This is a genomic window from Streptomyces sp. NPDC101152, assembly GCF_044768275.1.
GTDB lineage: Bacteria > Actinomycetota > Actinomycetes > Streptomycetales > Streptomycetaceae > Streptomyces.
In genome coordinates this window covers 181,414-193,874 of sequence record NZ_JBIWPO010000002.1, presented here as the reverse complement: position 1 = coordinate 193,874, position 12,461 = coordinate 181,414, and the positions used below count along the sequence as shown (strand labels likewise).

Sequence of the window (12,461 nt, the reverse complement as noted above, 5' to 3'; positions counted from 1 at the left end):
CGGTATCAGACCGCCCTCATCAGCAGGGTCGCGGCGATGAGGACCGCCGCACCGCCGAACATCGAGACCGCGTACGACCGCGCGAAGCCGTTCTGCAGCCTGCGCATCCGTCCGGACAGGCCGCCGAACGAGGCCGCCGTGCCGTTGACGACACCGTCGACCAGGGTGTGGTCGACGTACACCAGGGAGCGGGTGAGGTGCTCGCCGCCGCGGACCAGGACGACGTGGTTGAAGTCGTCCTGCAGCAGGTCGCGCCGGGCGGCCCGGGTGAGCAGCGACCCGCGCGGGGCGACGGACGGGACCGGGCGCCGGCCGTACATGGCGTACGCGATGCCGACACCGATGACCAGGCAGACCATGGTCCCGGCGGTGACCGCCGACGCGCTCAGCGGCGAGTTGCCCTCGCTGTGGCCGGTGATCGGCTCCAGCCAGTGCAGGAAGCGGTCGCCGATGCTGAAGAAGCCACCGCCGAACACGGAGCCGACGGCCAGCACGATCATGGGGATCGTCATGACCTTCGGGGACTCGTGCGGGTGCGGCTCCGCGTGCTCGCCGTGGTGCTCGGCGGCGGGCTCCGCGCTCGGCGCCTCCGGGGAGCGAGTGGGCTGGTTCTTCCAGCGCTCCTCCCCGAAGAACGTCATCAGCATCACCCGGGTCATGTAGAACGCGGTGATGGCCGCACCCAGCAGCGCGCAGGTGCCGAGGATCCAGCCCTCGGTGCCGCCCTTCGCGAAGGCCGCCTCGATGATCTTGTCCTTGGAGAAGAAGCCGGACAGTCCCGGGAAGCCGATGATCGCGAGGTAGCCGAGGCCGAAGGTGACGAAGGTGACCGGCATGTACTTCCGCAGGCCGCCGTACTTGCGCATGTCGACCTCGTCGTTCATGCCGTGCATGACCGAACCGGCGCCAAGGAAGAGCCCGGCCTTGAAGAAGCCGTGCGTCACCAGGTGCATGATCGCGAAGACGTAGCCGATGGGGCCTAGGCCCGCCGCCAGCACCATGTAGCCGATCTGCGACATGGTCGAGCCGGCCAGCGCCTTCTTGATGTCGTCCTTCGCGCAACCGACGATCGCACCGAACAGGAGCGTGACGGCACCGACCACGGTGACCGCCAGCTGCGCGTCCGGCGCGGCGTTGAAGATCGCTCCGGAGCGAACGATCAGGTAGACGCCCGCGGTCACCATCGTCGCGGCGTGGATGAGGGCCGAGACCGGGGTCGGGCCCTCCATCGCGTCCCCGAGCCAGGACTGCAGCGGCACCTGGGCGGACTTGCCGCAGGCGGCGAGCAGGAGCATCAGGGCGATGGCCGTCAGCTTGCCCTCGGAGGTGCCGGAGACGTGTCCGAGGACCGGACCGAAGGCGAAGGTGCCGAACGTCGTGAACATGAGCATGATCGCGATGGACAGGCCCATGTCGCCGACGCGGTTGACCAGGAAGGCCTTCTTCGCCGCCGTCGCCGCGCTGGGCTTGTGCTGCCAGAAGCCGATGAGGAGGTACGAGGCGAGACCGACGCCCTCCCAGCCGACGTACAGCAGCAGGTAGTTGTCGGCGAGGACGAGCAGCAGCATCGCCGCGAGGAACAGGTTCAGATAGCCGAAGAAGCGGCGGCGGCGCTCGTCGTGCTCCATGTACCCGACCGAGTACAGGTGGATGAGCGAGCCGACGCCGGTGATCAGCAGGACGAAGGTCATCGACAGCTGGTCGAGGCGGAAGGTGACGTCCGCCTGGAAGCCCGCGACCGGGACCCAGCTGAACAGGTGCTGTGTCAGGGTGCGGTGTTCGGCGCCCTTGCCGAGCAGGTCGGCGAAGAGGATCACACCGAACACGAAGGACGCGGTCGACATCAGGACGCCGATCCAGTGGCCGACGGCATCGAGCCGCCGACCACCGCACAGCAGTACGGCCGCTCCGAGCAGTGGCGCCGCCACCAGCAGCGCAATCAGGTTCTCCACGATTCTTCCGACCCCTCAGAGCTTCATCAGGCTGGCGTCGTCGACCGAGGCCGAGTGGCGGGAACGGAACAGGGACACGATGATCGCGAGCCCGACAACGACCTCCGCGGCGGCGACGACCATCGTGAAGAACGCGATGACCTGGCCGTCGAGGTTGCCGTGCAACCGGGAGAAGGTGACGAACGCGAGGTTGCAGGCGTTCAGCATCAGCTCGACGCACATGAACACCACGATCGCGTTCCGCCGGATCAGCACACCGGTGGCACCGATCGTGAACAACAGGGCCGAGAGATACAGGTAGTTGACCGGGTTCACTTCGACGCCTCCTCCCGCTTGAAGGTGGCCGGTTCGATCTCGGTGCGCTCCAGGCGTTCCTCCGCGCGCTGCTCCAGCGCCTTGAGGTCGCTCAGCGCCTCGGCGGACACGTCACGGATCTGGCCGCGGTCGCGCAGCGTCTTGCTGACCGTGAGCTCCGACGGGGTGCCGTCGGGCAGCAGGCCCGCGATGTCGACCGCGTTGTGCCGGGCGTACACACCGGGGGCGGGCAGCGGCGGCACGTGCTTGCCCTCGCGGACGCGCTGCTCGGACAGCTCGCGCTGGGTCTTGGCGCGCTCGGTGCGCTCGCGGTGGGTGAGCACCATGGCGCCGACGGCGGCCGTGATGAGCAGGGCACCCGTGATTTCGAAGGCGAACACGTACTTGGTGAAGATGAGGGCCGCGAGGCCCTGCACGTTGCCGTTCGCGTTCGCCTGGGCGAGGCCGTCGAAGTCCTTGAGGGAGGCGTTGCCGATCCCGCCGATCAGCAGGATGCCGAAGCCGAGGCCACAGAGAAGAGCCAGCCAGCGCTGGCCCTTGATGGTCTCCTTCAGGGAGTCCGCGGCCGTCACGCCGACGAGCATCACCACGAACAGGAACAGCATCATGATCGCGCCCGTGTAGACGACGATCTGCACGATCCCCAGGAAGTAGGCACCGTTGGCGAGGTAGAAGACCGCCAGAACGATCATGGTGCCGGCCAGGGAGAGCGCGCTGTGCACGGCTTTCTTCATGAAGACGGTGGACAGGGCGCCGATCACGGCGACGGTGCCGAGGACCCAGAACTGGAAGGCCTCTCCGGTGGAGGTGGAGTAGGCGGCGAGTTGCGCGCTCATCGGCCGATCACCTTCTCCGACGCCGGCTCTTCCTCGCCGAAGGTCGAGGCGGCCTCCTGCGGGACCTCGCCCTTGGAAAGGGCCACCTGGCGCACGGTGCCGGGCGCGGCCTCCGTCACGAGGCCCCGGTAGTAGTCCTGTTCGTCCGTCCCCGGGTAGATCGCGTGCGGGGTGTCGACCATGCCCTCTTCGAGGCCGGCGAGCAGCTGTTCCTTGGTGTAGATGAGGTTGGCGCGGCTGGAGTCGGCCAGTTCGAACTCGTTGGTCATCGTGAGCGCGCGCGTGGGGCACGCCTCGATGCACAGGCCGCACAGGATGCAGCGGGCGTAGTTGATCTGGTAGACGCGGCCGTACCGCTCGCCCGGCGAGTAGCGCTCCTCGTCCGTGTTGTCGGCGCCCTCCACGTAGATGGCGTCGGCGGGGCAGGCCCAGGCGCACAGCTCGCAGCCGACGCACTTCTCCAGGCCGTCCGGATGGCGGTTGAGCTGGTGCCGTCCGTGGAACCGCGGGGCGGTGGTCTTCTGCTGCTCCGGGTACTGCTCGGTCAGCCGCTTCTTGAACATGGCCTTGAAGGTCACGCCGAAGCCGGCGACGGGGTTCATGAAGCCGGGCTTCAACTGCTCGGTCTCCTTCGGCTCCTCAGCCATCGGACGCCTCCTTTCCATCCGAAGATCCGTCACTGGCAGTATCCGGCCCACCACTGACAATCAGCTCCCGCTGGCGGCGCGGGCTGCGCCTGGGCACCGGGGGAAGCTCCTGTCCCGGCAGCGGCGGAACGGGGAACCCGCCCGCCATCGGGTCGAATCCGGCGGGCTGCGCGGCGGCCTGCTCGCCCTCCTTCGCCTTCTCGCGGAAGATGTCGGCGACGAAGGACAGGAGCAGCAGGGCGAGGACGCCGCCGCCGATGTAGAGGGCGATGTTGGCGAAGCCGTAGTTCTCGTTCCTCAGCGCCCGCACCGTCGCGACCAGCATCAGCCAGACCACGGAGACGGGGATGAGAACCTTCCAGCCGAGCTTCATCAGCTGGTCGTAGCGGACGCGGGGGAGCGTGCCGCGCAGCCAGATGAAGAAGAACAGCAGCAGCTGCACCTTGATCACGAACCAGAGGAGCGGCCACCAGCCGTGGTTGGCGCCCTCCCAGAAGGTGCTGATCGGCCAGGGGGCGCGCCAGCCGCCGAGGAAGAGGGTCGTCGACACGGCCGAGACGGTCACCATGTTGACGTACTCGGCGAGCATGAACATCGCGAACTTGATCGACGAGTACTCGGTGTTGAAGCCGCCGACCAGGTCGCCCTCGGACTCCGGCATGTCGAAGGGGGCGCGGTTGGTCTCGCCCACCATCGTGACGATGTAGAGGATGAACGAGACCGGCAGCAGCAGGATGTACCAGCGGTCGTGCTGCTGCGCGACGATCGTCGACGTCGACATCGACCCCGAGTAGAGGAACACCGAGGCGAAGGCGGCGCCCATCGCGATCTCGTAGGAGATCATCTGGGCGCAGGAGCGCAGGCCGCCGAGGAGCGGGTAGGTGGATCCGGAACTCCAGCCCGCCAGCACGATGCCGTAGATGCCGACGGAGGCGACCGCGAGGATGTAGAGCATCGCGATCGGCAGGTCGGTGAGCTGCATCGTGGTGCGGTGGCCGAAGATCGAGATCTCGTTGCCGGCCGGGCCGAAGGGGATCACCGCGATCGCCATGAAGGCCGGGATGGCCGCGACGATCGGCGCGAGGACGTACACCACCTTGTCGGCGCGCTTGACGATGACGTCTTCCTTGAGCATCAGCTTGATGCCGTCGGCGAGCGACTGGAGCATGCCCCAGGGACCGTGCCGGTTGGGGCCGATGCGCAGCTGCATCCAGGCGACGACCTTGCGCTCCCATACGATGGAGAACAGCACGGTCACCATCAGGAAGGCGAAGCAGAACACCGCCTTGACGACGACCAGCCACCAGGGGTCGCGGCCGAACATCGAGAGGTCTTCAGCGGCGAGGTACGGGCTCATGCCTCCACCTCCTTCGGGGCCTCGCCGACGGACGTCGCCGGGCCGATGCGGACGAGGGCGCCGGGCAGCGCCCCGGTGTCGGAGGCGACGCCGCCGCCCACGGAGTTCAGCGGGAGCCAGACCACGCGGTCGGGCATCTCGGTGACCTTCAGGGGCAGTTCGGTCGTCCCGGCGGGACCGGTCACGGCGAGGACGTCGCCGTCCTTGACGCCGGCCTCGGCGGCCGTCGCGGCCGACACGCGCGCGTGGGCCGCGTGCCGGGTGCCGGCGAGCGCCTCGTCGCCCTCCTGGAGGACGCCGTGGTCGAGCAGGAGACGGTGCCCGGCGAGGACGGCCTCCCCGACCGCCGGCCGCGGCAGCACGCCCGCGCTCTCCAGGGAGCCGGTGGCGCGCGGACCGTCCCAGGGGCCGAGCCGGTCGATCTCCGCGCGGATGGTGCGCAGATCCGGCAGACCCAGATGGACGTCCATGGCGTCGGCCAGCATCTGCAGCACGCGCGAGTCGGTCGGCGCGAGGCGGCGGGTCATCTGGTCGGGCTTGAGCGCGGCCTCGAAGAAGCGCACACGGCCTTCCCAGTTGAGGAAGGTGCCGGGCTTCTCGGCGACCGCGGCGACCGGCAGGACGACGCTGGCGTGCTCGCTGACCTCACTGGGCCGCAGCTCCAGCGAGACCACGAAGCCGGCCTCGTGCAGTGCTTGACGCGCGCGTGCCGGGTCGGGCAGGTCGGCGATCTCGACGCCCGCGACCAGCAGGGCCTGTAGTTCGCCGTGGGCGGCGGCCTCGACGATCTGGCTGGTGTCGCGGCCGTAGCGGTGCGGGAGTTGGGTCAGGCCCCAGGCCGCGGCGACCTCCTCACGCGCGCGTGGGTCGGTCGCCGGGCGTCCGCCCGGAAGCAGCGAAGGCAGCGCGCCCGCCTCGACGGCACCGCGCTCACCGGCCCGGCGCGGGATCCACGCCAGCTGTGCGCCGGTCGCGATGGCCGCCCGGACGGCGGCGGTGAGGCCGCCGGACACCGCGGCCAGCCGCTCCCCCACGACGATCACGGCCCCGTCGGTCCGCAGCGCCTCCGCGGCCTGCGCTCCGTCGTCCTCCAGGCCGACCCCGCTCGCGAGCGCGTCGAGCCACTCGGTCTCGGTCCCCGGAGCCGCGGGGAGCAGGGTGCCGCCCGCCTTCTCGAGGCCACGTGTGGTGTGCGTGGCCAGCGAGAACACCCTCTGACCGTGCTTGCGCCAGGCCTTGCGCAGCCTCAGGAAGACGCCGGGCGCCTCCTCCTCGGCCTCGATCCCGACCAGCAGGACGGCCGGCGCCTTCTCCAGGGAGGTGTACGTGACGCCCGTGCCGTCGAGGTCGCGGCCGCGTCCGGCGATCCGCGCCGCCAGGAAGTCGGCTTCCTCGCTGCTGTGCACGCGCGCGCGGAAGTCGATGTCGTTCGTGTCGAGCGCCACGCGTGCGAACTTGCTGTACGCGTAGGCGTCCTCGACGGTGAGGCGGCCGCCGGTCAGGACACCGGTGCGGCCGCGCGAGGCCAGCAGGCCCTGCGCAGCGATCTGCAACGCCTCCGGCCAGGAGGCCGGTTCGAGGTCGCCCTCGGCGTTGCGCACGAGCGGCGTCTCGAGCCGGTCGCGCTGCTGCGCGTACCGGAACGCGAAGCGCCCCTTGTCGCAGATCCACTCCTCGTTGACCTCGGGGTCGTTGGCCGCCAGGCGCCGCATGACCCTGCCGCGCCGGTGATCGGTGCGGGTCGCGCAGCCGCCGGAGCAGTGCTCGCAGACCGACGGTGAGGAGACCAGGTCGAAGGGGCGGGAGCGGAATCGGTACGCCGCCGAGGTCAGCGCGCCGACCGGGCAGATCTGGATGGTGTTGCCGGAGAAGTACGACTCGAAGGGGTCGCCCTCGCCGGTGCCGACCTGCTGGAGCGCGCCCCGCTCGATCAGTTCGATCATCGGGTCGCCCGCGACCTGGTTGGAGAAGCGGGTGCAGCGGGCGCACAGCACGCACCGCTCACGGTCGAGCAGCACCTGCGTGGAGATCGCGACGGGCTTCTCGTACGTCCGCTTCTTCCCCTCGAAGCGGGACTCGGCCTGACCGTGCGACATGGCCTGGTTCTGCAGCGGGCACTCGCCGCCCTTGTCGCAGACCGGGCAGTCCAGCGGGTGGTTGATGAGCAGCAGCTCCATCACACCGTGCTGCGCCTTCTCGGCGACCGGTGAGGTGAGGTGGGTCTTCACCACCATGCCGTCCGTGCACGTGATGGTGCAGGACGCCATCGGCTTGCGCTGGCCCTCGACCTCGACGATGCACTGGCGGCAGGCGCCGGCCGGGTCGAGGAGGGGGTGGTCGCAGAAGCGGGGGATCTCGATGCCGAGCTGCTCGGCCGCCCGGATGACCAGGGTGCCCTTGGGCACGCTGATCTCGGCGCCGTCGATGGTCAGCGTCACGAGGTCTTCCGGCGGGACCGCCGCCTCTCCCCCTCCCGCGGGAGCGTTGGTGGTCACGGTCATGCGTTCACCTCCGGGCGGTCGGCCCAGGCCGTCGACTTCGCCGGGTCGAAGGGGCAGCCCCGGCCGGTGATGTGCTCCTCGTATTCCTCGCGGAAGTACTGGAGCGAGGAGAAGATCGGCGAGGCGGCGCCGTCGCCGAGGGCGCAGAAGGACTTGCCGTTGATGTTGTCGGCGATGTCGTTCAGCTTGTCCAGGTCGGACATGACGCCCTTGCCTGCCTCGATGTCGCGCAGCAACTGCACGAGCCAGTACGTTCCTTCACGGCAGGGTGTGCACTTGCCGCAGGACTCGTGGGCGTAGAACTCGGTCCAGCGGGTGACGGCGCGCACGACGCAGGTCGTCTCGTCGAAGCACTGCAGGGCCTTGGTGCCGAGCATGGATCCGGCGGCGCCCACGCCCTCGTAGTCGAGGGGCACGTCGAGGTGCTCGTCGGTGAACATCGGCGTCGAGGAGCCGCCGGGCGTCCAGAACTTCAGGCGGTGGCCCGGCCGCATGCCGCCGCTCATCTCGAGGAGCTGGCGGAGCGTGATGCCGAGCGGGGCCTCGTACTGGCCGGGGCTCGCGACGTGGCCGCTGAGCGAGTAGAGCGTGAAGCCCGGGGACTTCTCGCTGCCCATCGACCTGAACCATTCTTTCCCGTTTTTCAGGATGGCGGGAACCGACGCGATCGACTCGACGTTGTTCACAACAGTCGGGCAGGCATAGAGGCCCGCCACCGCAGGAAAGGGGGGACGGAGCCGCGGTTGACCCCGACGGCCTTCGAGCGAGTCGAGCAGTGCGGTCTCCTCACCGCAGATGTACGCGCCGGCGCCGGCGTGCACGGTGAGGTCGAGGTTCAGCCCGCTGCCCAGGATGTTCTCGCCGAGGTAGCCCGCCGCGTAAGCCTCGCGCGCGGCCTCGTGCAACCGCCGCAACACGGGGACGACCTCACCACGCAGATAGATGAAGGCATGCGACGACCTGATGGCGTAACACGCGATGACGATGCCCTCGATGAGGCTGTGCGGGTTCGCGAAGAGGAGCGGGATGTCCTTGCAGGTGCCGGGCTCCGATTCGTCGGCGTTGACAACTAGATAATGTGGCTTTCCATCACCCTGGGGAATGAACTGCCATTTCATTCCCGTCGGGAATCCCGCGCCGCCGCGGCCGCGCAGACCGGAGTCCTTGACGTACGCGATCAGGTCGTCCGGCGACATGGCGAGCGCCTTGCGGAGCCCCTCGTAGCCCTCGTGCCTCTGGTAGACGTCCAGCGTCCAGGACCTGTCCTCGTCCCAGAAGGCCGACAGCACGGGTGCGAGCAGCTTCTCCGGGCTGGTGCCCTTGAGTTCGGGTGCCAAGGTCATCACTCCCCCTCCTCGGCGGCGGGCCCGGCCGGGTGGGCCGGGTCGGAGGCCGACGTGTCCTGTGGCGCGTCGTGCGAGCTCAGGTGCTCGGTCGGCGACGGCTCGTGCACTGCCCTGTCCTCGTCGTGCGGCCCGCCGTCCCGCGGATGGACCACGCGCGCGGGTGCGGTCTCTCCCTTGGCCAGGCGGAGGCCCACCAGCGACGCCGGTCCCGCACTGCCGCTTGCCTCGACGGCCCCTGGCCGCTCGTCGGGGAAGCCGGCCAGGATCCGCGCGGTCTCCTTGAAGGTGCACAGCCGCGCCCCGCGCGTGGGCTCGACGTCCCGTCCCGCGCGCAGGTCGTCGACGAGGCGCTTGGCGCTGGCCGGGGTCTGGTTGTCGAAGAACTCCCAGTTGACCATCACCACCGGCGCGAAGTCGCAGGCCGCGTTGCACTCGATGTGCTCCAGGGTGACCTTGCCGTCCTCGGTGGTCTCGCCGTTGCCGACGCCGAGGTGCTCCTGGAGCTCCTCGAAGATCGCGTCGCCGCCCATCACCGCGCACAGCGTGTTGGTGCAGACGCCCACCTGGTAGTCACCGCTCGGCCTGCGCCGGTACATCGTGTAGAAGGTCGCGACGGCGGTGACCTCGGCCGTGGTCAGGTCCAGCACGTCCGCGCAGAACTGCATCCCGGTGCGCGTGACGTGGCCCTCCTCCGCCTGCACGAGGTGCAGCAACGGCAGCAGGGCCGAGCGGGAGTCCGGGTAGCGGGCGACGATCTCGCGCGCGTCCGTCTCCAGCCGGGCCCGGACGTCGTCCGGGTAGGCGGGCGCGGGCAGTTCGGGCATGCCCAGGCTGACGCCCCGCTCCGAAGAACTGGTGGTCACCGGTCGACGCCTCCCATCACGGGGTCGATGGACGCGACGGCGACGATGACGTCGGCGACCTGGCCGCCTTCGCACATCGCCGCCATGGCCTGCAGGTTGGTGAAGGACGGGTCGCGGAAGTGGACCCGGAAGGGGCGGGTGCCGCCGTCGGACACGGCGTGCACCCCGAGTTCGCCCTTGGGTGACTCGACGGCCGCGTACGCCTGTCCCGGCGGGACGCGGAAGCCCTCGGTGACCAGCTTGAAGTGGTGGATCAGGGCCTCCATGGAGGTGCCCATGATCTTCTTGATGTGGTCGAGGGAGTTGCCGAGGCCGTCCGGTCCCAGGGCGAGCTGGGCGGGCCAGGCGATCTTCTTGTCGGCGACCATGACGGGGCCGGGCTGCAGCCGGTCCAGGCACTGCTCGACGATCCTGAGCGACTGGCGCATCTCCTCCAGGCGGATCAGGAAGCGGCCGTAGGAGTCGCAGGTGTCGGTGGTCGGTACGTCGAAGTCGAAGGTCTCGTAGCCGCAGTACGGCTGTGCCTTGCGCAGGTCGTGCGGCAGACCGGTGGAGCGCAGGATCGGGCCGGTGGCGCCGAGGGCCATGCAGCCGGCCAGGTCGAGGTAGCCGACGTCCTGCATACGGGCCTTGAAGACGGGGTTCCCGGTGGCGAGCTTGTCGTACTCGGGGAGGTTCTTCTTCATCTTCTTCACGAACTCGCGGATGTGGTCCACCGCGCCGGGCGGCAGGTCCTGCGCGAGTCCGCCGGGGCGGATGTACGCGTGGTTCATCCTGAGGCCCGTGATGAGCTCATAGATGTCGAGAATCATTTCACGATCACGGAATCCGTAGATCATGATCGTGGTGGCGCCGAGTTCCATGCCGCCGGTTGCGATGCACACCAGGTGGGAGGAGAGCCGGTTCAGCTCCATCAGGAGCACCCGGATGAGCTGGGCGCGCTCGGTGATCTGGTCCTCGACGCCGAGGAGCTTCTCGACGGCGAGACAGTAGGCGGTCTCGTTGAAGAAGGACGTGAGGTAGTCCATGCGCGTCACGAACGTGGTGCCCTGTGTCCACGTGCGGAACTCGAGATTCTTCTCGATGCCGGTGTGGAGGTAGCCGATGCCGCAGCGGGCCTCGGTGACCGTCTCGCCCTCGATCTCCAGGATCAGGCGCAGCACTCCGTGGGTGGAGGGGTGCTGGGGCCCCATGTTGACGACGATGCGCTCGTCGTCGGCGCGGGCCGCGGACTGGACGACCTCGTCCCAGTCGCCACCGGTGACCGTGTAGACGGTGCCCTCGGTGGTCTCGCGCGCCGAGGCGGCGGATGCGTGCGAAGTGCTCACGAGTACGACCTCCGCTGGTCCGGAGCCGGGATCTGGGCGCCCTTGTACTCGACGGGGATGCCGCCGAGGGGGTAGTCCTTGCGCTGCGGATGGCCCTGCCAGTCGTCCGGCATCATGATCCGGGTCAGGGCCGGGTGACCGTCGAAGACGATCCCGAAGAAGTCGTAGGTCTCGCGCTCGTGCCAGTCGTTGGTCGGGTACACGGAGACCAGGGACGGGATGTGCGGGTCGGCGTCCGGGGCGCTGACCTCGAGGCGGACCAGCCGGTTGTGGGTGATCGAGCGCAGGTGGTAGACGGCGTGCAGTTCGCGGCCCTTGTCGTGCGGGTAGTGGACGCCGCTGACCCCGGTGCACAGCTCGAAGCGCAGGGCGGGGTCGTCACGCAGGGTGCGGGCGACGCGCGGCAGGTGCTCGCGCTCGATGTGGAAGGTGAGTTCGCCGCGGTCGACGACCGTCTTCTCGATGGCGTTGTCGGGCAGCAGTCCCTGTTCCTCCAGCGCTCCCTCCAGCTCGTCGGCGACCTCGTCGAACCAGCCGCCGTAGGGGCGGGCCGCCGGTCCCGGGAGGCGGACCGAGCGGACCAGGCCGCCGTAGCCGGAGGTGTCGCCGCCGTTGTTGGCGCCGAACATGCCGCGCTGGACGCGGATCTCCTCGCCACCCTCGCCGCGCTGGCCGGGGAGGTTGGAGGCGCCGAGGTCCTTCTCGGGGTTCACCCCGTTCGCGGAACCGTTCGCGCCGGTGCCGTTCGCGTCGCTCACCGCAGCAGCCCCTTCATCTCGATCGTGGGCAGGGCCTTGAGCGCCGCCTCCTCCGCCTCGCGGGCCGCCTCCTCGGCGTTCACGCCGAGCTTGGAGGTCTGGATCTTGTGGTGCAGCTTGAGGATGGCGTCCATCAGCATCTCGGGCCGTGGCGGGCAGCCGGGGAGGTAGATGTCGACCGGGACGATGTGGTCGACGCCCTGGACGATCGCGTAGTTGTTGAACATGCCGCCCGAGGAGGCGCAGACCCCCATGGAGATCACCCACTTGGGGTTCGGCATCTGGTCGTAGACCTGCCTGAGGACCGGCGCCATCTTCTGGCTGACCCGGCCGGCCACGATCATCAGGTCCGCCTGGCGGGGCGAACCGCGGAAGACCTCCATGCCGAAGCGCGCCAGGTCGTAGCGGCCGGCGCCGGTGGTCATCATCTCGATGGCGCAGCAGGCCAGGCCGAAGGTGGCCGGGAAGACGGACGCCTTGCGCACCCAGCCCGCGGCCTGTTCGACGGTGGTCAGCAGGAAACCGCTCGGCAGCTTTTCTTCGAGTCCCATGTCGTTA

At 69.2% G+C, this 12,461-nt stretch carries 11 protein-coding genes; all 11 read right to left on the bottom strand.

Going from position 1 to position 12,461, the window contains the following annotated elements; genetic code table 11:
• Positions 1-5 precede the first annotated feature (5 nt).
• From nuoL to ACIRVK_RS03395, 11 genes are read right to left on the bottom strand one after another with little or no spacing between them, the layout of a single operon-like run.
• Positions 6-1,952, bottom strand: coding sequence for an NADH-quinone oxidoreductase subunit L (gene nuoL, locus ACIRVK_RS03445; protein ID WP_404243513.1), 1,947 nt, complete (start codon positions 1,950-1,952; stop codon positions 6-8).
• Positions 1,953-1,967: 15 nt separating this feature from the next.
• Positions 1,968-2,267: an NADH-quinone oxidoreductase subunit NuoK gene (nuoK, locus tag ACIRVK_RS03440; RefSeq protein WP_404243511.1), complete on the bottom strand. Its 300-nt coding sequence runs from the start codon at positions 2,265-2,267 to the stop codon at positions 1,968-1,970.
• Positions 2,264-3,103, bottom strand: coding sequence for an NADH-quinone oxidoreductase subunit J (locus tag ACIRVK_RS03435; protein WP_404243509.1), 840 nt, complete (start codon positions 3,101-3,103; stop codon positions 2,264-2,266). The genes nuoK and ACIRVK_RS03435 overlap by 4 nt, the downstream gene beginning before the upstream one ends.
• Complete coding sequence (nuoI, locus tag ACIRVK_RS03430) at positions 3,100-3,750, bottom strand: NADH-quinone oxidoreductase subunit NuoI (protein ID WP_404243507.1); 651 nt, start codon at positions 3,748-3,750, stop codon at positions 3,100-3,102. Before nuoI ends, ACIRVK_RS03435 begins: the two co-directional genes overlap by 4 nt.
• Positions 3,743-5,107 carry an NADH-quinone oxidoreductase subunit NuoH gene (nuoH, locus tag ACIRVK_RS03425; RefSeq protein WP_404243505.1) on the bottom strand — a complete coding sequence of 455 codons (1,365 nt, stop codon included), beginning with the start codon at positions 5,105-5,107 and terminating at the stop codon, positions 3,743-3,745. The genes nuoI and nuoH overlap by 8 nt, the downstream gene beginning before the upstream one ends.
• Positions 5,104-7,608, bottom strand: a complete 2,505-nt coding sequence (locus ACIRVK_RS03420; protein ID WP_404243504.1) for an NADH-quinone oxidoreductase subunit G — start codon at positions 7,606-7,608, stop codon at positions 5,104-5,106. The genes nuoH and ACIRVK_RS03420 overlap by 4 nt, the downstream gene beginning before the upstream one ends.
• Positions 7,605-8,954, bottom strand: a complete 1,350-nt coding sequence (nuoF, locus tag ACIRVK_RS03415; RefSeq protein WP_404243502.1) for an NADH-quinone oxidoreductase subunit NuoF — start codon at positions 8,952-8,954, stop codon at positions 7,605-7,607. The genes ACIRVK_RS03420 and nuoF overlap by 4 nt, the downstream gene beginning before the upstream one ends.
• Positions 8,951-9,817 carry an NADH-quinone oxidoreductase subunit NuoE gene (gene nuoE / locus ACIRVK_RS03410; protein ID WP_404243500.1) on the bottom strand — a complete coding sequence of 289 codons (867 nt, stop codon included), beginning with the start codon at positions 9,815-9,817 and terminating at the stop codon, positions 8,951-8,953. Before nuoE ends, nuoF begins: the two co-directional genes overlap by 4 nt.
• Positions 9,814-11,145, bottom strand: coding sequence for an NADH-quinone oxidoreductase subunit D (locus ACIRVK_RS03405; RefSeq protein WP_404243498.1), 1,332 nt, complete (start codon positions 11,143-11,145; stop codon positions 9,814-9,816). Before ACIRVK_RS03405 ends, nuoE begins: the two co-directional genes overlap by 4 nt.
• The gene (locus ACIRVK_RS03400; protein ID WP_404243496.1) at positions 11,142-11,903 is read right to left on the bottom strand and encodes an NADH-quinone oxidoreductase subunit C; all 762 of its coding nucleotides are present in this window, start codon (positions 11,901-11,903) and stop codon (positions 11,142-11,144) included. The genes ACIRVK_RS03405 and ACIRVK_RS03400 overlap by 4 nt, the downstream gene beginning before the upstream one ends.
• Positions 11,900-12,454 (bottom strand): NADH-quinone oxidoreductase subunit B family protein, encoded by a 555-nt coding sequence (locus ACIRVK_RS03395; protein ID WP_023547484.1) that lies wholly within the window; start codon positions 12,452-12,454, stop codon positions 11,900-11,902. Before ACIRVK_RS03395 ends, ACIRVK_RS03400 begins: the two co-directional genes overlap by 4 nt.
• Positions 12,455-12,461 lie beyond the last annotated feature (7 nt).

Coding starts and splice junctions, on each gene's coding strand:
- ACIRVK_RS03395 (WP_023547484.1), bottom strand. CDS start 12,454: ATGGGACTCGAAGAAAAGCTGCCGAGCGGTTTCCTGCTGACCACCGTC.
- ACIRVK_RS03420 (WP_404243504.1), bottom strand. CDS start 7,608: ATGACCGTGACCACCAACGCTCCCGCGGGAGGGGGAGAGGCGGCGGTC.
- nuoI (WP_404243507.1), bottom strand. CDS start 3,750: ATGGCTGAGGAGCCGAAGGAGACCGAGCAGTTGAAGCCCGGCTTCATG.
- nuoH (WP_404243505.1), bottom strand. CDS start 5,107: ATGAGCCCGTACCTCGCCGCTGAAGACCTCTCGATGTTCGGCCGCGAC.
- ACIRVK_RS03435 (WP_404243509.1), bottom strand. CDS start 3,103: ATGAGCGCGCAACTCGCCGCCTACTCCACCTCCACCGGAGAGGCCTTC.